Source organism: Pseudomonas huaxiensis (assembly GCF_003231275.1).
Classification (GTDB): domain Bacteria; phylum Pseudomonadota; class Gammaproteobacteria; order Pseudomonadales; family Pseudomonadaceae; genus Aquipseudomonas; species Aquipseudomonas huaxiensis.
The window spans coordinates 118,807-141,640 of record NZ_QKVL01000007.1; the positions used below are offsets into that span (position 1 = coordinate 118,807).

22 protein-coding genes are annotated in these 22,834 nt (G+C 58.0%); 6 read left to right on the forward strand and 16 right to left on the reverse strand.

Features of this window, described 5'->3' with window-relative positions; genetic code table 11:
* Positions 1-23: 23 nt before the first annotated feature.
* From atpA to rpmH, 15 genes are all read right to left on the reverse strand, one after another.
* Positions 24-1,568, reverse strand: coding sequence for a F0F1 ATP synthase subunit alpha (gene atpA, locus DM374_RS11025; RefSeq protein WP_095159127.1), 1,545 nt, complete (start codon positions 1,566-1,568; stop codon positions 24-26).
* A 21-nt stretch (positions 1,569-1,589) separates the two neighbouring features.
* Positions 1,590-2,126 carry a F0F1 ATP synthase subunit delta gene (locus tag DM374_RS11030; RefSeq protein WP_095159126.1) on the reverse strand — a complete coding sequence of 179 codons (537 nt, stop codon included), beginning with the start codon at positions 2,124-2,126 and terminating at the stop codon, positions 1,590-1,592.
* 12 nt (positions 2,127-2,138) lie between these two features.
* Positions 2,139-2,609, reverse strand: coding sequence for a F0F1 ATP synthase subunit B (locus DM374_RS11035; protein ID WP_009402529.1), 471 nt, complete (start codon positions 2,607-2,609; stop codon positions 2,139-2,141).
* Positions 2,610-2,666: 57 nt separating this feature from the next.
* The gene (gene atpE / locus DM374_RS11040; RefSeq protein ID WP_003097235.1) at positions 2,667-2,924 is read right to left on the reverse strand and encodes a F0F1 ATP synthase subunit C; all 258 of its coding nucleotides are present in this window, start codon (positions 2,922-2,924) and stop codon (positions 2,667-2,669) included.
* 145 nt (positions 2,925-3,069) lie between these two features.
* Positions 3,070-3,939: a F0F1 ATP synthase subunit A gene (atpB, locus tag DM374_RS11045; protein ID WP_095159124.1), complete on the reverse strand. Its 870-nt coding sequence runs from the start codon at positions 3,937-3,939 to the stop codon at positions 3,070-3,072.
* Positions 3,940-3,955: 16 nt separating this feature from the next.
* Positions 3,956-4,363, reverse strand: coding sequence for a F0F1 ATP synthase subunit I (locus tag DM374_RS11050; RefSeq protein WP_095159123.1), 408 nt, complete (start codon positions 4,361-4,363; stop codon positions 3,956-3,958).
* Positions 4,364-4,512: 149 nt separating this feature from the next.
* The gene (locus DM374_RS11055) at positions 4,513-5,385 is read right to left on the reverse strand and encodes a ParB/RepB/Spo0J family partition protein (RefSeq protein WP_110969849.1); all 873 of its coding nucleotides are present in this window, start codon (positions 5,383-5,385) and stop codon (positions 4,513-4,515) included.
* A 9-nt stretch (positions 5,386-5,394) separates the two neighbouring features.
* Positions 5,395-6,186 (reverse strand): ParA family protein, encoded by a 792-nt coding sequence (locus DM374_RS11060; protein WP_095159121.1) that lies wholly within the window; start codon positions 6,184-6,186, stop codon positions 5,395-5,397.
* An 18-nt stretch (positions 6,187-6,204) separates the two neighbouring features.
* Entirely contained in the window at positions 6,205-6,849 is a 645-nt protein-coding gene (gene rsmG, locus DM374_RS11065; RefSeq protein WP_110969850.1) for a 16S rRNA (guanine(527)-N(7))-methyltransferase RsmG, read from the reverse strand.
* Complete coding sequence (gene mnmG, locus DM374_RS11070) at positions 6,846-8,738, reverse strand: tRNA uridine-5-carboxymethylaminomethyl(34) synthesis enzyme MnmG (RefSeq protein WP_110969851.1); 1,893 nt, start codon at positions 8,736-8,738, stop codon at positions 6,846-6,848. Before mnmG ends, rsmG begins: the two co-directional genes overlap by 4 nt.
* A gap of 518 nt (positions 8,739-9,256) precedes the next feature.
* On the reverse strand, positions 9,257-10,627 hold the full coding sequence (mnmE, locus tag DM374_RS11075; RefSeq protein WP_110969852.1) for a tRNA uridine-5-carboxymethylaminomethyl(34) synthesis GTPase MnmE: 1,371 nt from the start codon (positions 10,625-10,627) through the stop codon (positions 9,257-9,259).
* Positions 10,628-10,712: 85 nt separating this feature from the next.
* The gene (gene yidC, locus DM374_RS11080; protein ID WP_110969853.1) at positions 10,713-12,392 is read right to left on the reverse strand and encodes a membrane protein insertase YidC; all 1,680 of its coding nucleotides are present in this window, start codon (positions 12,390-12,392) and stop codon (positions 10,713-10,715) included.
* A gap of 2 nt (positions 12,393-12,394) precedes the next feature.
* Complete coding sequence (gene yidD / locus DM374_RS11085; RefSeq protein ID WP_095159116.1) at positions 12,395-12,640, reverse strand: membrane protein insertion efficiency factor YidD; 246 nt, start codon at positions 12,638-12,640, stop codon at positions 12,395-12,397.
* Positions 12,633-13,037, reverse strand: coding sequence for a ribonuclease P protein component (gene rnpA, locus DM374_RS11090; RefSeq protein ID WP_218241378.1), 405 nt, complete (start codon positions 13,035-13,037; stop codon positions 12,633-12,635). The genes yidD and rnpA overlap by 8 nt, the downstream gene beginning before the upstream one ends.
* A 13-nt stretch (positions 13,038-13,050) precedes the next feature.
* Positions 13,051-13,185, reverse strand: coding sequence for a 50S ribosomal protein L34 (gene rpmH, locus DM374_RS11095; RefSeq protein WP_002551315.1), 135 nt, complete (start codon positions 13,183-13,185; stop codon positions 13,051-13,053).
* Positions 13,186-13,776: 591 nt separating this feature from the next.
* Between rpmH and dnaA the strand changes: the two genes are divergently transcribed.
* The 6 genes from dnaA (at position 13,777) to DM374_RS11125 (ending at position 21,860) form a co-directional block, all read left to right on the forward strand.
* Positions 13,777-15,309, forward strand: coding sequence for a chromosomal replication initiator protein DnaA (gene dnaA / locus DM374_RS11100; RefSeq protein ID WP_110969854.1), 1,533 nt, complete (start codon positions 13,777-13,779; stop codon positions 15,307-15,309).
* Between the two features lie 35 nt (positions 15,310-15,344).
* Positions 15,345-16,448: a DNA polymerase III subunit beta gene (gene dnaN / locus DM374_RS11105; protein ID WP_042121660.1), complete on the forward strand. Its 1,104-nt coding sequence runs from the start codon at positions 15,345-15,347 to the stop codon at positions 16,446-16,448.
* Between the two features lie 18 nt (positions 16,449-16,466).
* A complete protein-coding gene (gene recF / locus DM374_RS11110) occupies positions 16,467-17,570 on the forward strand; it encodes a DNA replication/repair protein RecF (protein WP_110969855.1) in 1,104 nt (367 codons plus the stop codon).
* 4 nt (positions 17,571-17,574) lie between these two features.
* Positions 17,575-19,992: a DNA topoisomerase (ATP-hydrolyzing) subunit B gene (gyrB, locus tag DM374_RS11115; RefSeq protein ID WP_110969856.1), complete on the forward strand. Its 2,418-nt coding sequence runs from the start codon at positions 17,575-17,577 to the stop codon at positions 19,990-19,992.
* A 159-nt stretch (positions 19,993-20,151) separates the two neighbouring features.
* Positions 20,152-21,039, forward strand: a complete 888-nt coding sequence (locus DM374_RS11120; protein WP_110969857.1) for an MBL fold metallo-hydrolase — start codon at positions 20,152-20,154, stop codon at positions 21,037-21,039.
* Between the two features lie 2 nt (positions 21,040-21,041).
* Entirely contained in the window at positions 21,042-21,860 is an 819-nt protein-coding gene (locus DM374_RS11125) for a sulfite exporter TauE/SafE family protein (RefSeq protein WP_110969858.1), read from the forward strand.
* A gap of 1 nt (position 21,861) precedes the next feature.
* On the opposite strand, the gene DM374_RS11130 is transcribed toward DM374_RS11125, so the two are convergent.
* Positions 21,862-22,749, reverse strand: a complete 888-nt coding sequence (locus DM374_RS11130; protein ID WP_110969859.1) for a LysR family transcriptional regulator — start codon at positions 22,747-22,749, stop codon at positions 21,862-21,864.
* Positions 22,750-22,834 lie beyond the last annotated feature (85 nt).

Sequence of the window (22,834 nt, forward strand, 5' to 3'; positions counted from 1 at the left end):
GGCTGCAAAGCCCCCGCTGCGGCTTACCAGGTTTGGGTGGCCTTGAACTTCTCGATACCGGCTTTGATGCCAGCGTCGATTTCGTCGTTGAAGTCACCCTTCACGTTGATCTTCGCCATCAGTTCGGCGTGATCACGGTTGAAGTAAGCGATCAGGGCTTGTTCGAAGCTACCGATCTTGGCGATTTCAACGTCGGTCAGGAACCCACGCTCAGCGGCATACAGCGACAGCGCCATGTCAGCAATGGACATAGGAGCGTATTGCTTCTGCTTCATCAGCTCGGTAACACGTTGACCGTGCTCGAGTTGCTTACGGGTGGCTTCGTCCAGGTCAGACGCAAACTGGGCGAATGCCGCCAGTTCACGGTACTGAGCCAGAGCGGTACGGATGCCACCGGACAGCTTCTTGATGATCTTGGTCTGAGCGGCACCACCCACACGGGATACCGAAACACCGGCGTTAACTGCAGGACGGATGCCCGAGTTGAACATGGCCGATTCCAGGAAGATCTGACCGTCGGTGATGGAAATCACGTTGGTCGGAACGAACGCGGAAACGTCGCCAGCCTGGGTTTCGATGATCGGCAGTGCGGTCAGGGAACCGGTCTTGCCAGTTACAGCGCCGTTGGTGAACTTCTCAACGTACTCTTCGGAAACGCGCGAAGCACGCTCCAGCAGACGGGAGTGGAGATAGAACACGTCACCTGGGTACGCTTCACGTCCTGGTGGACGGCGCAGCAGCAGGGAGATCTGACGGTAGGCAACGGCTTGCTTGGACAGGTCGTCGTAAACGATCAGTGCGTCTTCACCGCGGTCGCGGAAGAACTCGCCCATGGTGCAACCGGCGTATGGCGCCAGGAATTGCAGTGCGGCGGATTCCGAAGCACTGGCAACCACCACGATGGTGTTGGCCAGGGCGCCGTTTTCTTCCAGCTTGCGAACGATGTTGGCAACGGTGGAACGCTTTTGGCCAACGGCAACATAAACGCAGAAAATACCGGAGTCTTTCTGGTTGATGATGGCGTCGATCGCCATGGCGGTCTTACCAATCTGACGGTCACCGATGATCAGCTCGCGCTGGCCACGGCCGACAGGAATCATGGCGTCGACGGATTTGTAGCCAGTCTGTACAGGCTGGTCTACCGACTTACGCCAGATAACGCCCGGAGCAACTTTCTCGACCGCGTCGGTCTCGGTGTTGCCCAGCGGGCCTTTGCCGTCGATTGGGTTTCCCAGTGCGTCAACGACGCGACCCAGCAGTTCCTTACCAACAGGAACTTCCAGGATGCGGCCGGTGCACTTGGCGCTCATGCCTTCAGCGAGGGTGTCGTAAGCGCCCAGTACTACCGCACCAACGGAGTCTTGCTCCAGGTTGAGGGCCATACCGTAGACGCCGCCTGGAAACTCGATCATTTCGCCGTACATAACGTCGGCCAGACCGTGAATCCGCACGATGCCGTCAGAAACGCTGACGACAGTACCTTCGTTGCGGGCTTGGGAGGCTACATCGAGATTCTCGATGCGGCCCTTGATGATTTCACTAATTTCGGAAGGATTGAGTTGCTGCATTGCTCTGCTGCCCCTTCAAACTCAAGATTTCAATGCTTCGGCCAGTTTCGCGATTTTGCCGCGAACCGAGCCATCGATTACCAGGTCACCTGCGCGGATCACGACACCACCGATAAGGGAGGCATCCTCCGTCGCATGCAGGCGCACTTCCCGGCTGAGCCGTGCACTGAGAACCTTGGCGAGTTTGTCTTGCTGTTCTTGGTTCAACGCAAAAGCACTGGTGACTTCCACGTCCACGGATTTCTCTTGTTCGGCCTTGTACAGCTCGAACAATGACGAAATCTCCGGCAACAGCAGGAGACGATCGTTTTCCGCGGCAACATGAATGAAATTCTGTGCCTGTGCATCAAACTTGTCACCGCAGACATTAATGAATGCGGCGGCCTTTTCTGCGCTCGTCAGTCGCGGGGCCTTGAGCAGGCGCTGCATTGTGCCGTCTTCCGACACTGCAGCAGCCAGGCCGAGCATGGCTGACCAATTGGCCAGTTGCTGATGGGCCTGGGCGTGCTCAAAGGCAGCCTTAGCGTAAGGTCGGGCCAACGTGGTCAGTTCTGCCATGATCGCCCTCGCTTAAATTTCAGCGGCCAGTTTGTTAACCAGCTCCGCATGCGCGTTTTGATCGATTGTGGCGCCAAGGATCTTTTCAGCACCGCCAACGGCCAGGCTACCCACTTGGGCGCGCAGCGCGTCTTTGACGCTGTTAATTTCCTGTTCGATCTCGGCCTGAGCCTGAGCCTTCACACGGTCAGCTTCGACGCGGGCCTGATCACGGGCTTCCTCGACGATCTGAGCACCGCGCTTCTTGGCTTGCTCAATGATTTCGGCTGCCTGAGCTTTAGCTTCGCGCAGTTGCTGACCCGCTTTATCTTGGGCCAGCTCCAGGTCGCGAGCTGCTCGGTTGGCAGCGTCCAGTCCGTCCGCGATCTTCTTTTGACGTTCTTGCAGAGCTGCAATGACCGGAGGCCATACAAACTTCATGCAGAACACCACGAAAATCAAGAACGCAAGGGACTGACCAATCAGGGTTGCATTAATATTCACGCCAACACCTCGCTCGTTCTTCGTCTATCACACCAATCCACTCGAATGATCGAGTGATTAGCCTGCGATTTGACCAACGAAGGGGTTCGCGAAGGTGAAGAACAGAGCGATACCAACACCGATCATGGTTACGGCGTCGAGCAGACCGGCAACGATGAACATTTTAACTTGCAGCATTGGAACCATCTCTGGCTGGCGAGCAGCGCCTTCCAGGAACTTGCCGCCCAGCAGGCCGAAACCAATGGCGGTACCCAGAGCACCCAGGCCGATCAGCAGAGCAACAGCGATAGCGGTAAGACCAACTACAGTTTCCATCTTTCCTCCCGACTTTTACGTCGTATTGGTTAGGTTTTTTAGTTTGAAGCGGTAAAACAAAATCGTTTGGTACAACGGTGCCCTTGCGGACTTTTTCGACCCTCCCTCAGACCGACAGGAGGATCATCAGACACGCCAGGCGGTCTTAATGGTTATCTTCGTGCGCCATCGAAAGGTAGACGATGGTGAGCATCATGAAGATGAATGCTTGCAGCGTGATGATCAGGATGTGGAACACAGCCCACGCCCATTGCAGCACGATACCCAGACCACTCAGCCACAGCAGGCCGGAGCCGAACATCACGGCAATCAGGATGAACACCAGCTCGCCGGCGTACATGTTGCCGAACAGACGCAGAGCCAGCGAGATCGGCTTGGCGATCAGAGTGACGAATTCGAGCAGGAAGTTGACCGGAATCAGCAGGATCTGCACGAAGATGTTCTTGCTACCGAACGGGTGCAGGGTCAGTTCACCGAGGAAGCCGCCCAGGCCCTTGACCTTGATGCTGTAGAAAATGATCAGCGCGAACACACAGATTGCCATGGCCAGCGTGGCGTTCGGGTCGGTGGTGGATACGGCACGGAACGGAATGTGCGGATCACCCGAGATCATGATCGCCAACTGAGGAATCCAGTCGACCGGAATCAGGTCGACGGCGTTCATCATGAAGACCCAGACGAAGATGGTCAGTGCCAGCGGTGCGATGACCGGGCTGCGGCCGTGGAAGGAGTCCTTCACGCTGCCGTTGACGAACTCGACCAGCACTTCAACGAAGTTCTGCAGACCGCCGGGCAGGCCGGAGGTCGCTTTTTTCGCCGCGGCGCGGAAAAGAAGAATGAAGATCAGGCCCAGACCGAACGACCAACCCAGGGTGTCCGCATGGAACGCCCAGAAGCCCATTGCCTTGGCTTCTGCTGCGGAGTGGGCAAAGCCCCAACCGCCATCTGGTAGTTGACCGAAGGTCAGGTTCTGCAAGTGGTGCTGGATATAGCCCGAAGCGGTTTCTGCTGCCATGTTTGCCTCAAACGCCCTAAGGTCTCGAAAGTCTTGTTTTCATCAGCAGGGGCGCGAACCAGCTGACCAGTTGGGTCAGCAAGAAGACGCCGAATACTGCTAATGGCGCCAATGGCTTCACTCCTGCGAACGTCAGTGCGAACAGCACCGCCGTCAAAATCAATTTGCCTGCCTCGCCTGCGTAAAACGACTTGACGATGGCTTGCGCTGCCCGGGCCCCGGTAAACCGGAAAGCCTTGTAGGCGAAATACACATTCGGTAGCCAGGCGATCAGACCTCCACAGAGACCTGAATATCCGCTGACTGTCCCGCGCCACTGCCACAAAGCCAAAGCTGCCAACAGAAACACGACACATTGGGCCAGCAGTACCGGGAAAACCGCCCAGCGATGGAAAGGCAAGCGGTTTGGCGTGCGGGTTTCCATCAAAACTGCTCCCCTGAAGTCGGCCAACCAGTCAACTATGACTTGGCATAATTTGTGCCGACAAAATGCGCGCAGAGTATAGGGGCGGTTTAACCCCTATTCAACTGCCGGGTAGTGATTTCCGACTACGCGCTACAAAGGGAATTGTTTCAGCGGATGTGAGCAAGGACGCCCTGCAACTCATCCAGGGAGTTGTACTTAATAACTAATTGGCCCTTGCCTTTATTGCCATGACGTATCTGTACAGAAGACCCTAAACGCTCGGCCAGCCGTTGTTCCAGACGGGTTATATCCGGATCGGCCTTGGCCGGCTCCACGGGCTCCGGCTTGCCACTGAGCCACTGGCGAACCAGCGCTTCGGTCTGACGTACCGTCAGCCCGCGTGCGACAACGTGTCGCGCCCCTTCAACCTGCTGTTCTTCCGGTAATCCGAGCAGCGCACGTGCGTGCCCCATTTCCAGATCGCCATGGGACAACATGGTCTTGATGACTTCCGGCAAGGAGATCAGACGCAGCAGGTTGGCCACGGTGACCCGCGACTTGCCCACGGCATCGGCAACCTGTTGCTGAGTCAGCTGGAATTCGCTCTGCAGACGTTGCAGCGCATTCGCTTCCTCAACCGGATTCAGATCTTCACGCTGGATGTTCTCGATCAGCGCCATCGCAATGGCAGCTTCATCCGGCACATCGCGGACCATCGCCGGGATAGTGTCGAGCCCGGCCTGCTGGCTGGCACGCCAGCGACGCTCACCGGCGATGATTTCGTAGCGGTCACCCTCGATAGGGCGGACCACGATCGGCTGCATGACGCCCTGGCCTCTGATCGACTGGGCCAGTTCTTCAAGCGCCTGCGGGTCCATATCCCGACGTGGCTGGTACTTGCCGCGCTGGATCAGGTCCAGCGGCAGGTGTTGCAGTTCTTTCTTGTCGACCTTTACAGCTTGCTCTTCGAGCGCGCTGACGGTCGGACCACTCAACAGTGCATCCAACCCACGTCCGAGACCTCGTTTCTTAACGGCCATGCGGATTCCTTAAGTTGTCTGTGCAGTGCGAGTTTGACGACGCTGGCGACGAACGAGTTCGCCCGCCAGGGCCAGGTAAGCCAGGGCGCCTCGGGATTGCTTGTCGTAGGCCAACGCCGGCATGCCAAAGCTCGGAGCCTCAGCCAGGCGAATGTTGCGAGGAATGACCGTGTCGTAGAGCTGCTCGCCGAAATGCTCCTTGAGCTGCACCGAAACATCGTTGTTCAGGCTCAGGCGCGGGTCGTACATCGTGCGCAGCAGGCCTTCGATCTTGAGTTCGGGATTCAGGCGGGCAGCGATGCGCTTGATGTTATCCACAAGGTCGCTGAGACCTTCCAGTGCGTAGTATTCACACTGCATCGGGATGATCACCCCGTCAGCGGCGACCAAGGCATTGAGGGTCAGCATCGACAGCGATGGCGGACAGTCGATGAGGATGTAGTCGTAGCTTTCCCGGATAGGCGCCAGCGCATTGCGCAAGCGGCTTTCCTTCATCTGCATTTCCAGCAGCACCACCTCGGCGGCGGTCAGGTCGCGGTTGGCCGGCAGCAGTTGATAACCACCGTGCTCGGAGATGTGCATGGCCTGGGCCAGGTCGCACTCGCCGATCAGCAGATCGTAGACCGAATGTTCCAGGACATGTTTATCCACACCGCTACCCATGGTGGCGTTGCCTTGTGGATCGAGGTCAATCAGCAGCACGCGACGCTTGGTTGCTACCAGCGAGGCTGCGAGATTGATACAGGTCGTGGTTTTGCCCACGCCCCCTTTTTGGTTCGCAATCGCGAATACCTTAGCCATTCTTGCTTGTGTTCCCAGTCATGCCGTGCGGCGCAGTATCAGCAGATGGCGTTGGCCTTGGCAACCTGGAACGGTCAAGGCCTGCTCGCTCTCCACTTCGAAATCTGCCGGCAATGCTACCAGCTCATCGGCTGGATGCAGTCCTTTCATTGCCAGCCACTGTGTCTGGGAATTCCCCAGGTGCCGCGTCCAGTTAGTGAAATTTTCCATGCTGCTGAAAGCACGCGAGATGATTCCGGTGAATGGCTGCTCAGGTTGGAACTCTTCGGCCCGCTTGTGGATAACTGTCAGGTTGTCCAGTTTCAGCTCCAGTTTGACCTGAGTGAGGAAGCGGGTTTTCTTGCCATTGCTGTCCAGCACCGTGACCTGCTTCTCCGGATGCAGGATAGCCAACGGAATCCCCGGCATCCCCCCACCACTGCCAACGTCCAGCCAGCGGTCGCTGTGGATAAACGACATCACGCTGAGGCTGTCGAGCAGATGGCGAGACACCATTTCATCGGGATCGCGCACTGCGGTGAGGTTGTAGGCCTTGTTCCATTTGATCAACAAAGCCAGATAGGCCAGCAGTTGCTCCTGCTGCGCTTCGCTCAGCTCGAGCCCGAGTTGGCGGGCCCCTGTGGACAACTCATCGGCGTGTTTTGCGGTGACCATAGAACTCAAGCGCTTTGCTCCAGACCGCGGCCGGCGCCGCGTTTCTTCAGATGGATCAACAACAGGGAAATCGCCGCGGGGGTCACGCCCGGGATACGCGAAGCCTGGCCCAAGGTTTCCGGCCGCGATTGGCCGAGCTTGCCCTGGATCTCCTTGGATAGCCCGGAAATACCACTGTAGTCGATATCTTCCGGCAGGCGGGTGTCTTCACTGGCACGCAGGCGAGCGATTTCTTCCTGTTGCCGGTCGATGTAACCGGCGTATTTGGTTTTGATCTCGATTTGCTCAGCGACCTGGTCGTCCACATCGCTGCCACCGGTCACTTCAACGAGGCCGGCATAGTCGATTTCCGGGCGGCTCAACAGGTTAAGCAGGTTGTATTCGTGGCTCAGCGGGGTACCGAATCGTTCGGCAACCGCGGTGCCCTGTTCGGTGCCCGGGCGTATCCACGTGGATTTCAGACGCTGTTCTTCACGCTCGATTCCTTCGCGTTTGGCAGTGAACGCCGCCCAGCGTGCGTCATCCACAAGCCCGAGTTCGCGGCCTTTTTCGGTAAGGCGCAGATCCGCGTTGTCTTCGCGCAGGATCAGGCGGTACTCGGCGCGAGAAGTGAACATGCGGTACGGCTCCTGGGTACCCAGGGTAATCAGGTCGTCGACCAATACGCCGATGTAGGCTTCGTCGCGACGCGGGCACCAGCTTTCCAGGCCTTTCGCACGCAACGCAGCGTTGGCGCCGGCCAGCAATCCTTGGGCTCCGGCCTCTTCGTAGCCAGTGGTGCCGTTGATCTGCCCGGCAAAGAACAGCCCGCCGATCACTTTGGTTTCCAGGCTGTATTTCAGGTCGCGCGGGTCGAAGTAGTCGTACTCGATGGCGTAGCCCGGGCGAACGATGTGCGCGTTTTCCATGCCGCGGATCGAACGCACGATCTGCAACTGCACATCGAACGGGAGGGATGTGGATATCCCGTTCGGGTACAACTCGTGGGTATTGAGACCTTCGGGTTCGATGAAGACCTGATGGCTCTGCTTGTCAGCGAACCGATGGATCTTGTCTTCGATCGATGGGCAGTAACGCGGACCAATGCCCTCGATGACGCCGGAATACATCGGCGAGCGGTCGAGGTTGGACGCGATGATTTCGTGGGTCCGCTCATTGGTGTGGGTAATCCAGCAACTGACCTGCCGCGGATGCATTTCCTTCGAGCCCATGAACGACATCACCGGGATCGGGGTATCACCTGCCTGTTCGGTCATCACCGAGAAATCCACGGAACGTCCATCGATGCGCGGCGGAGTACCGGTTTTCAGGCGACCCACACGTAACGGCAATTCACGTAAGCGATGAGCCAGCGCGATCGCTGGTGGATCACCGGCCCGACCACCGGAATAGTTCTGCAGACCGATGTGGATAAGTCCCGCGAGGAAGGTGCCGGTGGTCAATACCACGGAGTCGGCGAAGAACCGCAGGCCCATCTGGGTCACTACGCCGCGTACCTGATCCTGCTCGACGATGAGGTCATCGCAGGACTGCTGGAATATCCACAGGTTGGGCTGGTTCTCGAGAATTTCCCGGACCACCGCCTTATAGATCGCACGGTCGGCTTGCGCACGGGTTGCCCGTACTGCCGGGCCCTTGCGGTTGTTCAGAACACGGAACTGGATGCCGCTCTTGTCTGTGGCCAGTGCCATGGCACCGCCGAGCGCATCGATTTCCTTGACCAGATGGCTCTTGCCGATACCACCGATAGCCGGGTTGCAGCTCATGTGCCCGAGGGTTTCCACGTTGTGGGTCAACAGCAGGGTTTTGACACCCATGCGTGCTGACGCAAGCGCAGCCTCGGTACCGGCATGGCCGCCGCCGATGACGATCACTTCAAAACGGGAAGGGAAATCCACCACGCACCTCGTGCCTGTTTCGGGAATAAAAAAGGGATAGCTGACAAGTATAGGGACTTACCCCCTCTCAAAGGAACCTTTTGCACAAAATTTAACCAGCCTGTGGATGAATGGCCGGTAATAGAAATAACGAAGAAAACTTTATAAAAGCTTTGTTTTTATGTTTATTCTTAGTGCGGCACATATCTGTGGATAACGTTCTACAGCCCATATAGATCAATATGTACAGCGTTTCAAAACCCTGTTCATCACCACCCCTGGGGGCTATGGATAAGCGCCTTAAGCCTGTGGATTAAACTGCTATTTACCCACAGGCGAATTTATCTCCAACCTTGAGGCCTAGTTATCAACGGAGCTGAAGGCGGGTTTTCCACAGGGCTTATTCCGGCATTTTGTGGACAAGCGGGCAGCCGAAAGCCCCAGGCAAGCCCGGAGTCTTCGTCAGTGGATAAGTGAAAGGTGCAGTAAGAAGCTACAGCCGGGCCGTCAGTTGCGACCCGGTCTGTGGATAAGAAGGTTTATTTGCCGATGCAGAAGCTGGAGAAGATTCGACCCAGGAGATCGTCGGAGCTGAATGCCCCGGTAATTTCACCCAAAGACTGCTGGGCCTGACGCAAATCTTCCGCCAGTAGCTCCCCGGCGCCAGCCAGGGTCAATTGCGCACGACCGTGCTCGAGACTCGCGCTGGCCTGGTGCAACGCCTCCAGATGACGCCGGCGGGCGCTGAAGCCACTTTCGGCGGTCTGTTCATAACCCATGCACGCTTTAAGGTGCTCGCGCAGCAGATCCAGGCCCATGTCGGGTGCTTTGGCGCTGAGAGTGATCGTGACGTGGCCATCCGCACACTGCTCAATGCCAATCGACTGACCAGTGAGGTCGGCTTTGTTGCGAATCAGGGTAACTTTGTCAGGCTGCGGCCGCTGATCGAGGAACTCCGGCCATAGTGCAAACGGGTCGGTGGCCTCGGGAGCAGTGGCGTCCACGACCAACAGCACCCGATCGGCCTCTCCAATGGCCTTCAGCGCACGCTCCACGCCGATTTTTTCCACATGGTCCTCGGTGTCACGCAGGCCGGCAGTATCCACAACGTGCAGCGGCATGCCGTCGATGTGGATATGTTCGCGCAAGATATCCCGGGTTGTACCGGCGATCTCGGTAACGATTGCCGCCTCGCGACCGGCAAGCATGTTCAGCAGACTGGACTTGCCCGCGTTAGGCCGACCGGCAATCACAACCGTCATACCATCGCGCAACAAAGCGCCCTGCCCGGCTTCACGCATTACCAAGGCCAGATCTTCGCGGACCTGATCGAGCATGCCCAGGGCATGGCCATCGGCGAGAAAGTCGATTTCTTCCTCGGGAAAATCGATGGCGGCTTCCACATAGATTCGCAGGCTGATCAGGCGCTCGGTAAGGTTATCCACACGGCGCGAGAATTCCCCCTGCAACGAACGCAGCGCATTGCGCGCAGCCTGTGCAGAACTCGCCTCGATCAGGTCGGCGATGGCTTCTGCCTGCGCAAGGTCGAGCTTGTCGTTGAGGAAGGCGCGCTCACTGAATTCTCCCGGGCGCGCCAGCCGGCAACCGAGTTGTACACAGCGCTGCAGAAGCATATCCAGTACCACTGGGCCGCCATGGCCCTGGAGTTCCAGCACATCCTCGCCGGTGAACGAGTTCGGCCCGGGGAAGAACAAGGCGATGCCTTCGTCGAGAACCAGACCGTCTTCACTGCGAAACGGGCCGTAATGAGCATGCCGCGGATTCAGTTGACGACCAGTGATCGCTTGGCCGGCCTGGCTGGCCAAAGGCCCGGAAATACGCACAATGCCCACCCCGCCGCGGCCTTGGGCAGTAGCGATGGCGGTGATGGTTTCACGACGGGAATTCATGGTCGGTGGGCCTCGAAACAAAAACGTCAGATAGCAAAACGCCCCACGAGTGGGGCGTTTATCCACAGATTAGCTGGCTAACCTGTCAGGCAGCGGCCTTCTTGGTGGCTGCCTCGATTTTGCGGGTGATGTACCACTGCTGTGCGATAGACAGGCAGTTGTTCACAACCCAGTACAGCACCAGACCAGCTGGGAACCACAGGAAGAAGAAGGTGAAGATGATCGGCATCAGCTTCATCACCTTGGCCTGCATCGGATCCGGCGGAGTCGGGTTCAGTTGCTGCTGGATGAACATGGTTGCGCCCATGATGATCGGCAGGATGAAGAACGGATCCTTGATCGACAGGTCGGTGATCCAGAACATCCACGGAGCCTGACGCATCTCGACACTTTCCAGCAGTACCCAGTACAGCGAGAGGAAGACCGGCATCTGCACCAGGATTGGCAAGCAGCCGCCCAGCGGGTTGATCTTCTCTTTCTTGTACAGCTCCATCATGGCTTGCGACATTTTCTGCCGGTCGTCGCCATGCTGTTCTTTCAGGGCAGCCAGTTTAGGGGCCACGGCACGCATGCGCGCCATCGACTTGTAGCTGGCGGCCGAGAGCGGGAAGAACAGCAGCTTGATCAGCATGGTCAGGGCAATGATCGACCAGCCCCAGTTGCCGAGCAGGCTGTGGATATGTTGCAGCAGCCAGAAGATAGGCTGGGCGATGAACCACAGAATGCCGTAGTCGACAGTCAGTTCCAGACCTGGGGACAACGCTTTCAGCTTGTCCTGAATCTTCGGACCTGCGTACAGCATGGTGCTGGTTTCAGCCTGGGCACCCGTGGCTACGTTCAGCGCCGGGCCAGTGAAACCGATGATGTAGTTGCCCTGGCTGTCTTTGCGGGTTTGAACGATGTTGTTCTCACCGGACTTCGGAATCCACGCGGTCACGAAGTAGTGCTGCAGCCAGGCTACCCAGCCACCGTTCACATTTTCTTTCAAATTGCCCTTGTCGATGTCCTTCATGGACACCTTTTTGTAGGGCTCGGAACTTGTCCACAGGGCAGCGCCCAGGTAAGTGGCGGTGCCGGTAGCGGTCGACGACGAAGGATCGGAACTCGCGTCACGCTTCAATTGCGCGAACAGGTTACCGGTCCATGGCTGACCACTCTGGTTATCGATCAGGTAAGTGACGGTCAGATCGTACTCACCGCGGTTGAAGGAGAAGCGCTTGATGTAGTTGACGCCGGCGTCGCTGAATTTCAGGTCGACGACCAGTTGGTCCTGGCCATCAGCCAGTTGATAACTTTTCTGTTCAGTGGCGTACAGCGGACGACCAGTAGAACGTGCATCCGGGCCATTGACGCCGGTCAGGCCACTTTGAGCCAGGTAAACACGCTCGCTACCGTTGTCGAACAACTGGAACGGAATTTCGGGATGGTCCTGACGGCGAGGGTATTTCGGCAGCATCAGTTGGGCGATGTCACCACCGCTTGGGTCGATAGCCAGATCGAGAACGTCTGTTTTGACCCGGATCAGGTCCTTGCTGACGACCACCGGAGCCAGTTCGGCTGGGCTGGATTCGCCGCTGGCGCTCGGAACATCAGCACTTGCGCTGTTGCCAGCATTCGGGGTGTCCGACAGAGACGGCGCGACAGTGTTGGCAGCAACATTCTGAGTCGGCAGGGCAGCCTGGCCGTAGTCCTGGTTCCACTTGAGGACCATGACATAGGACACGATTGCCAGGGCGGCGATCAGGATCGTGCGTTTAATATCCATGATTACTCGGCTATCGAAGAAGTACGGGAAGAAGGAACTGGCGGAACCGGGTCAAAGCCGCCGGCATTCCAGGGATGGCAGCGACCCAGCCGACGAACGGTCAGCCACCCGCCACGCAAGAGACCATGTTTTTCGATGGCTTCGTACGCATAGCAGGAGCAACTTGGGTAGAAACGGCAATGACTGGCCATCAATGGGCTGATGGCGTAACGGTAAAACTGGATCGGAACGAGTGCCAGTTTACGCATCTGGACGGTCCACCCCTACAGATTCGGTCTTGACCACTGGAGAGGGCCGACTACGAGCGAGTCGCTTCCAGAGCTTGCCAAAATGCTGGTGCAATTCCGGGTTTTCTATATCGCCAAGGCCTTTGCGCGCGACGATGACAATGTCCCAGCCGACCAGGATCTCCTGGTGAAGGCGAAACGAATCGCGCATCAAACGCTTCAAGCGGTTGCGTTGAACGGAAAGCTTGACGCTCTTCTTGCCGATCACCAAACCCAGGCGGGGGTGATCAAGGCCGTTCTCGCGGGCAAGGAGCAAGAGACTCTTGCCGGGCACCTTGCCTGATGGAGAGTCAAAGACCGCTTTGAAGTGTCGAGGGGTCAGCAGACGCTTTTCCCGACTGAAGTCCTGACTCACCACCGATGCCGAAAAATCAAACTGCCAGGCGCTTACGGCCTTTGGCACGACGGCGGGACAGTACGGCACGGCCGTTCTTGGTGGCCATACGAGCACGGAAACCGTGAGTGCGAGCGCGCTTGATGGTGCTTGGTTGGAAAGTACGTTTCATGGCGTGTTACCTGGTTCGTGACAACGGGCCGGAATGGCCCCCGTTTTAAGAGACCGGCGATTCTAGAGAAAGCAAGCTCGTAGGTCAATTTCCAACCAGCGTTTCCTTATAGGTAAAAAAATGGTGGTTCCTTTCCAAGGGATCACCCTCACTCAAGGACATCGCGATTAAACATAGAAAAAAAGAGAAGAGGTATTTAAAGCTTTTCTGTAGAACTTATAAATCTTATGCAGAGCATTTCTGTGGATAAATCGCTACAGGCCTTTATTCACGTACTGTACAGAGATCTTGAACCCTGTCGGGAAACGGTGCTTTGGCTGTGCCAGGCCATCGGAAAAGCGGTGGATAAAACAGGTAGTTATCAACAGGCGAGTTATCAACAGGGTTCAGCCCTGACTTGTGCATAGTCCTCAGGTGCGGTTATCCACAGAGCTTATTCACACCGGGTAGATTGGATTTTGGTCAGTAAATGACTGATTTATCGCCTCTCTTGGACCAGTCCCGTGTGGATAAGTGTGCGGTCGCCCGGTACAATGGCCGCTTGTTTTTGCCTCACTGGCCCTCACCGGCTTTCAAATTCAGGGGATATCCGTGTCAGTGGAACTTTGGCAGCAGTGCGTGGAGCTTCTGCGCGACGAACTGCCTACCCAGCAATTCAACACTTGGATCCGTCCACTACAAGTCGAAGCCGAAGGCGACGAGTTGCGCGTTTACGCGCCTAACCGTTTCGTACTCGACTGGGTCAATGAGAAGTACCTGAGCCGCCTGCTCGAGCTGCTGGGTGAGCACGGCAACGGTGCCGCTCCTTCGCTTTCCTTATTAATAGGCAGCCGTCGAAGCTCTGCTCCGCGTGCAGCGCCCAACGCGCCCTTGGCTGCGTCAGTCGCTGCGTCACAGGCGCAAGCTGCGGCCCAGGCCAGACCTGCTGTGGCCAGCGAGCCAGTGAACAGCGCTCCAGCCGCTGCTCCTGTCGCGCCTGCGGTCGAGGACACGCCTTCGCGGGATAGTTTCGATGCCATGGTCGAGGTGCCCGTCAGCGCACCGGCTGCCGGCAACGGGCGTTCTGAACAGCGCACGGTGCAGGTCGAGGGTGCGCTCAAGCACACCAGCTACCTCAACCGGACGTTCACGTTCGAGAACTTCGTCGAGGGCAAGTCCAACCAACTTGCACGCGCTGCTGCGTGGCAGGTTGCGGACAACCCCAAGCACGGTTACAACCCGCTCTTCCTTTATGGGGGCGTTGGCCTGGGTAAGACTCACTTGATGCACGCTGTGGGTAACCACCTGCTCAAGAAGAACCCCAACGCCAAAGTTGTGTACCTGCACTCCGAGCGCTTCGTGGCTGACATGGTCAAGGCGTTGCAGCTCAACGCGATCAACGAGTTCAAGCGGTTCTACCGCTCCGTGGACGCACTGCTGATCGATGACATTCAGTTCTTCGCTCGCAAGGAGCGTTCGCAGGAAGAGTTTTTCCACACCTTCAATGCCCTGCTCGAAGGCGGTCAGCAGGTGATTCTCACCAGCGACCGTTATCCGAAGGAAATCGAAGGACTGGAAGAGCGCCTGAAATCGCGATTCGGCTGGGGCCTGACCGTAGCGGTCGAACCTCCAGAGCTGGAAACCCGCGTAGCGATCCTGATGAAGAAGGCTGACCAGGCAAAGGTCGATCTACCGCACGACGCGGCATTCTTCATTGCCCAGCGCATCCGCTCCAACGTTCGTGAACTCGAAGGTGCGCTCAAGCGTGTCATCGCTCACTCGCACTTCATGGGGCGCGATATCACCATCGAGCTGATTCGTGAATCGCTCAAGGACCTGCTGGCGCTGCAGGACAAGCTGGTGAGTGTGGATAACATTCAACGCACCGTCGCCGAGTACTACAAGATCAAGATTTCCGATCTGCTCTCCAAGCGACGCTCGCGTTCGGTGGCCAGGCCTCGACAAGTGGCCATGGCCCTGTCGAAGGAACTGACCAACCACAGCCTGCCGGAAATCGGCGACGTTTTTGGCGGCCGCGATCACACCACGGTGTTGCACGCCTGCCGCAAGATCAACGAACTCAAGGAATCCGACGCGGATATCCGCGAGGACTACAAGAACCTGCTGCGGACTCTGACAACCTGATGTCGGCGCAGCTTTTCAAGGCAAGGGACTAGACCATGCATTTCACCATTCAACGCGAAGCCCTGTTGAAACCCCTGCAACTGGTCGCAGGTGTCGTAGAGCGCCGCCAGACCTTGCCAGTACTGTCCAACGTACTGCTGGTGGTCCAGGGTCAACAGTTGTCGCTGACCGGTACCGACCTGGAAGTGGAACTGGTTGGCCGCGTCCAACTGGAAGAACCTGCCGAGCCGGGCGAGATCACGGTTCCTGCGCGCAAGCTGATGGATATCTGCAAGAGCTTGCCCAACGACGCTCTGATCGACATCAAGGTCGACGAGCAGAAACTCCTGGTGAAGGCCGGCCGTAGCCGCTTCACCCTGTCGACCTTGCCGGCCAATGATTTCCCGACTGTGGAAGAAGGCCCTGGCTCGTTGACCTGCACCCTGGAACAAAGCCGCCTGCGTCGACTGATCGAACGCACCAGCTTTGCCATGGCGCAGCAGGACGTCCGTTACTACCTCAACGGTATGTTGCTGGAAGTATCCACAGGCACCCTTCGCGCGGTCGCTACCGACGGTCACCGTCTGGCCATGTGCTCGATGAGCGCTGACATCGGTCAGGCTGATCGCCATCAGGTCATCGTGCCTCGCAAAGGTATCCTCGAGCTGGCGCGCCTGCTGACCGAACCAGACGGCACGGTCAGCATCGTGCTGGGCCAGCACCATATCCGCGCAACTACTGGCGAATTCACCTTCACCTCGAAGCTGGTCGACGGCAAGTTCCCGGACTACGAGCGCGTTCTGCCAAAAGGCGGCGACAAGCTGGTGCTGGGCGATCGTCAGGCGCTGCGCGAAGCGTTCAGCCGTACCGCGATTCTTTCCAACGAGAAGTACCGCGGGATCCGTCTGCAACTGGCCGCTGGCCAATTGAAGATCCAGGCGAACAACCCGGAGCAGGAAGAGGCTGAGGAAGAAATCAGCGTCGACTACAACGGCGGCTCGCTCGAGATCGGTTTCAACGTCAGCTATCTGCTGGACGTACTGGGCGTCATGACGACCGAGCAGGTTCGTCTGATCCTTTCCGACTCCAACAGCAGTGCGCTGCTGCAGGAAGCGGGCAACGACGACTCTTCTTATGTCGTTATGCCGATGCGCCTGTAATTGCCCAGACCTGTCTAGATGTCCCTCAGTCGTGTCTCTGTCACCGCGGTGCGTAACCTGCACCCGGTGACCTTCTCACCTTCCCCGCGAATCAACATTCTGTACGGCGATAACGGCAGCGGCAAAACCAGCGTGCTGGAAGCCATTTATCTGCTGGGGCTCGCTCGTTCATTCCGTAGCACTCGCCTGAACCCCGTCATTCAATATGAACAGCCAACGTGCACGGTCTTCGGCCAAGTGACGTTGGAGAATGGCGCCTCTAGCAATCTGGGTGTTTCGCGGGAGCGGCAGGGCGACTTCACCATCCGTATCGACGGGCAGAACGCACGCGGTACCGCCCAGTTGGCGGAAATCCTCCCGCTACAATTGATCAATCCAGACAGTTTTCGCCTGCTTGAAGGCGCGCCGAAAATCCGCCGGCAATTCCTTGATTGGGGTGTGTTCCACGTGGAACCTCGTTTCATGGGGACTTGGCAGCGGCTGCAGAAGGCACTTCGGCAGCGAAACTCGTGGTTGCGGCATGGTACACTTGACGCTATTTCCCAAGCGGCTTGGGACCGGGAATTGTGCCTGGCCAGTGCGGAAATCGACGAATATCGCCGTAATTACATCAAAGCGTTGAAGCCTGTCTTCGAGCAAATCCTCAGCGAACTTTTGGAGCTCGAAGGGCTTACCCTGAGTTACTACCGCGGATGGGATAAAGACCGAGAGCTGAGTGACGTTCTCGCGGCTTCCGTCCAGCGCGATCAGCAGATGGGACATACCCAGGCGGGCCCACAGCGTGCAGATTTGCGCCTCAGATTGGGCGCTAACAATGCCGCGGATATTTTGTCCCGCGGCCAGCAAAAGCTGGTGGTCTGCGCATTGCGTATCGCCCAGGGACACCTGGTCAGCCAGGCACGTCGCGGCCAATGTATTTACCTGGTGGATGACCTGCCGTCCGAACTGGACGAGCAGCACCGTCGTGCACTTTGCCGCTTGTTGGAAGACTTACGCTGCCAGGTTTTTATCACCTGTGTAGATCACGAATTACTGAGGGAAGGCTGGCAGATGGATACGCCGGTTGCTTTGTTCCACGTGGAACAGGGCCGTATCACCCAGACCCACGACCATCGGGAGTGAAGGCATGAGCGAAAATCAAACGTACGATTCCTCCAGCATTAAAGTGCTGAAAGGGCTGGATGCCGTGCGCAAGCGCCCTGGTATGTACATTGGCGACACTGATGACGGCAGCGGCCTGCACCACATGGTGTTCGAGGTGGTCGACAACTCGATCGACGAAGCCCTCGCCGGCCACTGTGACGACATTACTGTAATCATCCACACGGATGAATCCATCACCGTACGCGACAACGGTCGCGGCATTCCGGTTGATGTGCATAAAGAAGAAGGGGTTTCCGCCGCAGAGGTCATCATGACCGTACTGCACGCCGGCGGTAAGTTCGACGACAACTCCTATAAAGTTTCCGGTGGTCTGCACGGTGTGGGTGTTTCGGTAGTAAACGCCCTTTCCGAAGTGCTGACCCTGACTGTTCGTCGTAGCGGAAAAATCTGGGAGCAGATCTACGTCCACGGTGTTCCACAAGCTCCGATGAAAATCGTTGGCGACAGTGAAACCACCGGCACCCAGATTCACTTCAAGCCTTCGGCTGAAACCTTCAAGAACATTCATTTCAGCTGGGACATCCTGGCCAAGCGGATTCGTGAACTGTCGTTCCTGAACTCTGGCGTTGGCATCCTGCTGAAAGACGAGCGCTCTGGTAAAGAAGAGGCCTTCAAATATGAAGGTGGCCTGCGTGCATTCGTTGAGTACCTGAACACCAACAAGACTCCGGTGAACCAGGTATTCCACTTCAACGTCCAGCGTGAGGACGGTGTGGGCGTCGAGATTGCCCTGCAGTGGAACGACAGCTTCAACGAAAACCTGCTCTGCTTCACCAACAACATTCCTCAGCGCGATGGCGGTACTCACCTGGTGGGCTTCCGTTCTGCGCTGACGCGTAACCTGAACAACTACATCGAACAGGAAGGTCTGGCCAAGAAGAACAAGGTCTCGACTACCGGTGACGATGCCCGTGAAGGTTTGACCGCGATCATTTCGGTCAAGGTGCCGGATCCGAAGTTCAGCTCGCAGACCAAAGACAAGCTGGTCTCCTCCGAAGTGAAGACGGCTGTAGAGCAGGAGATGGGCAAGTACTTCTCTGACTTCCTTCTGGAAAACCCGAACGAAGCCAAGGCTGTGGTCGGCAAGATGATCGACGCCGCGCGCGCTCGTGAAGCCGCCCGTAAAGCGCGGGAAATGACTCGCCGTAAAGGCGCGTTGGACATCGCCGGTCTGCCGGGGAAATTGGCGGACTGCCAAGAGAAAGACCCTGCCCTTTCCGAACTGTACCTGGTGGAGGGTGACTCCGCGGGTGGCTCGGCCAAGCAAGGTCGTAACCGCAAGACCCAGGCGATCCTGCCGCTGAAGGGCAAGATCCTCAACGTCGAGAAAGCACGCTTCGACAAGATGATCTCGTCCCAGGAAGTGGGCACCCTGATCACCGCATTGGGCTGTGGTATCGGCCGCGATGAGTACAACATCGACAAGCTGCGCTATCACAACATCATCATCATGACCGATGCTGACGTCGACGGTTCGCACATCCGTACCCTGCTGCTGACCTTCTTCTTCCGTCAGTTGCCGGAACTGGTCGAGCGCGGTTACATCTACATCGCCCAGCCGCCGCTGTACAAGGTGAAGAAAGGCAAGCAGGAGCAGTACATCAAGGACGACGACGCCATGGAAGAGTACATGACCCAGTCGGCCCTGGAAGACGCAGCCTTGTACTTGAACGAATCTGCTCCGGCGATCTCCGGCCCTGCGCTGGAAAGCCTGGTCAACGAGTTCCGCTCGGTGATGAAGACACTCAAGCGTCTGTCGCGCCTGTACCCGCTGGAACTGACTGAGCATTTCCTCTACCTGCCGGCCGTTTCGCTGGAAGATCTTTCTGACCACGCGAAGATGACCGAGTGGCTGGACAAGTTCAAAGAGCGCCTGAGCACCAGCGAGAAATCGGGCCTGCTGTATAAGGCCAGTCTGCGTGAAGACCGCGAGCGCAACGTATGGCTGCCGGAAGTGGAAATCACCTCCCATGGTCTTGCTAGCTACATCACCTTCAACCGTGACTTCTTCGGCAGCAACGACTACCGCACCGTCACTGCACTGGGTGCACAGCTCAGCACGCTGCTGGACGATGGCGCATACGTTCAACGTGGTGAGCGCAAGAAGGCCATCAGCGAATTCAAGGAAGCACTTGAATGGCTGATGAACGAAAGCACCAAGCGTCACACCATCCAGCGCTACAAAGGTCTGGGTGAGATGAACCCGGATCAATTGTGGGAAACCACCATGGACCCAAGCGTGCGTCGCATGCTCAAGGTGACCATCGAAGACGCGATCGCGGCTGACCAGATCTTCAACACCCTGATGGGTGATGCGGTCGAGCCACGCCGTGAGTTCATTGAGAGCAACGCGTTGTCGGTGTCCAACCTCGACTTCTGATTGTTCCACGTGAAACAAAAAACCCGGCGAAAGCCGGGTTTCTTGTCTCTTGGGTTTATCAATTCAAAGCCAAAGTTCGCGCAAACGCCGAGCTAAGATGCGTTCAGTCATCCGTGTTCATCGATGGTCGGCTGTAGTGACCTTTCTGGAGAATGGATAATGATCACCGTCGGCAATCTATATTTGGAAGCGCTGTTCGACAGCACGACCTGGACCATCAGCTATCTGGTCATGGACACCGAAACCAGACAGTGCGCATTGATCGACAGCGTGCTCGACTACGACCCGAAGTCCGGTCGCACAGACACTCACAACGCTGATCGGCTGATCGACCGGGTAAGAGCGCTGGGCGCTAGCGTGCAGTGGATCCTGGAAACCCACGTCCACGCGGATCATCTTTCAGCAGCGGCGTACCTGAAAAAAGCCCTCGGCGGACAACTGGCAATCGGCAGCCAGATCACCCAGGTGCAGAAAACCTTCGGCGCGCTGTTCAATGCCGGTTCCGGCTTTGCCCGTGATGGGAGCCAGTTCGATGTACTGTTCGACGACGACGCCACTTTTACCATTGGCGGTTTGCAGGCTCGTGCCCTGCACACCCCTGGGCATACGCCGGCCTGCATGACCTTCCTGGTGGAGGCAGCCGGTGAAATCTTAGCCTTCGTTGGCGACACTCTGTTCATGCCTGACTATGGCACCGCCCGCTGCGATTTTCCCGGCGCCGACGCACACGTGCTGTACCGCTCGATCATGCGCATCCTCGCCCTACCCGACGACACCCGACTGTTCATGTGCCACGACTACTTACCCGGTGGTCGCGAGCTGCGCTACATGACTACGGTGGCGGAACAGCGCGCCAGCAACATCCATATTCATCAGGGCATCAGCGAGGACGAATTCGTCGCTATGCGCCAGGCTCGCGACGCAACCCTTGAGATGCCGGTGCTGATGCTGCCGTCCGTGCAGATCAACATGCGCAGCGGCCAGTTCCCCGAGCCTGAAGACAACGGCGTGAGCTACCTGAAGATTCCCTTGGTCGGTGAGCCGTAGTCATGATGGAACATGAGTTGCTCGGTGCCGGACTGGGTGCGGTCATCGGCTTGATCCTGGCGCTGACGGGCGCCGGAGGAGGAATCCTTGCCGTGCCGCTGCTGGTCTTCGGACTTGGTTTGTCGATGGTCGAAGCGGCGCCGGTGGGCTTGCTCGCGGTAGGACTGGCCGCCAGCGCAGGCGCGATACTGGGCTGGCGCCAAGGGTTGGTGCGTTACCGGGCGGCATTCTTTATCGCCGGGCTCGGCTGGTTGGCAGCGCCCTTCGGTTTCTGGATGGCGCATCGAGTGCCCAACGCGCCGCTGGCGTTGGGATTCTCGGCGGTGCTGGTGTATGCCTGTGGGCGGATGCTTCTAAGGGCCCGACGCGAGCTACGCGGCGAGTCGCCCTGTGCCAATCGACAGATACAGCCTTGCGTCCTCAACCCGCAGCAGGGACGCTTGCGCTGGACCCTACCCTGCGCCCGGGCGCTCGCCTTTACCGGATTGCTCGCAGGATTGCTGTCCGGGTTGTTAGGCGTGGGCGGCGGTTTCGTCATCATTCCGGCCTTGGGTCGCTACACCAACCTCGACATGAAAAGCATGGTGGCCACCTCGCTGGCGGTGATCGCCCTCGTCTCCAGCGGCAGCGTGCTGACGGCGAGTTTCAGTGGTGTGATGCCCTGGGCGGTCGGCGCGCCGTTTGCCGCAGGCGCGCTGGCTGGTCTGCTCGGTGGACGCCAGGTCGCCCACCATCTGGCCGGGCCGCGTCTGCAGCAGGCGTTCGCGTTGGTCGGGATGGGGGCTGCGGTGTCGCTGGCGTTCAGCACCTTACTGTACTGAGCTAGTCGGCCAGCAGTTCGCCCTGCTCTTGCGCGCATAGCGCCAGCAGGTAGTCCCAGACCACCCGCAGACGTACCGACTTGTGCAACTCGCGACGAGTACTTATCCAGTAGCTGCGCTGGATGGTTTCGCTGGGCAGGATGCGCACCAGCCCCGGATCGTGCCGCGCCATGTAGTTGGGCAGCACGGCGATGCCCAGCCCGGCACGCGCTGCATGCTGCTGGGCGATCACGCTGGTGCTGCGGAACACCACGTTCGGTGCCCGGCAGAAGCTGTGCAGGAACAGCAGCTCCTGGCTGAAGAGCAGGTCGTCGACGTAGCCGATCCAGGTATGCCGAGCCAGATCTTCGCGGCTGTTCAGCGCGGGAGCGCGAGCGAGGTAGTCGGGGCTGGCATAGAGCGCCAGGCGGTAGTCGGTGAGCTTGCGGGTGATCAACAGGTCGGCGTTGGGGCGCTCCAGGTGGATGCTGATTTCCGCCTCGCGGTTGATGATGCTGACAAATCGCGGAACCGCCACCAGCTCCACTTCCAGCCCCGGATACCGGTCGAACAGGCTGCCCATGCGCGGGGTGAAAAACATGATGCCGATGCCTTCGGTGACCCCCAGGCGAATCTTGCCCAGCGGGGTGATGGCCTGGGTGATTTCTTCCTGGGCCAGCAGCGCGACGTTTTCCATCGCCTCGGCATGCTTGAGCAGGGCCTGGCCGGACGGCGTCAGTTCATAGCCCTGGGCATGTTGGACGAACAGCGCGGTGCCCAGGCTTTGCTCGATATTTTCAATATGCCGGGCCACGGTGCTGTGGGTGGTATTGAGGCGTTTGGCAGCGGTGAGCAGGCGGCCGCTGCGCTGTAATTCGAGAAAAAACCGCAGATCATTCCAGTCGAACATTGGCTGTCCCTGTTAACCGCAGGCTTGCTGGCGTTGTGTTTAAACGCACAGCGGTTGAGTGAAAACGAACGTTTTCATCTCGAAA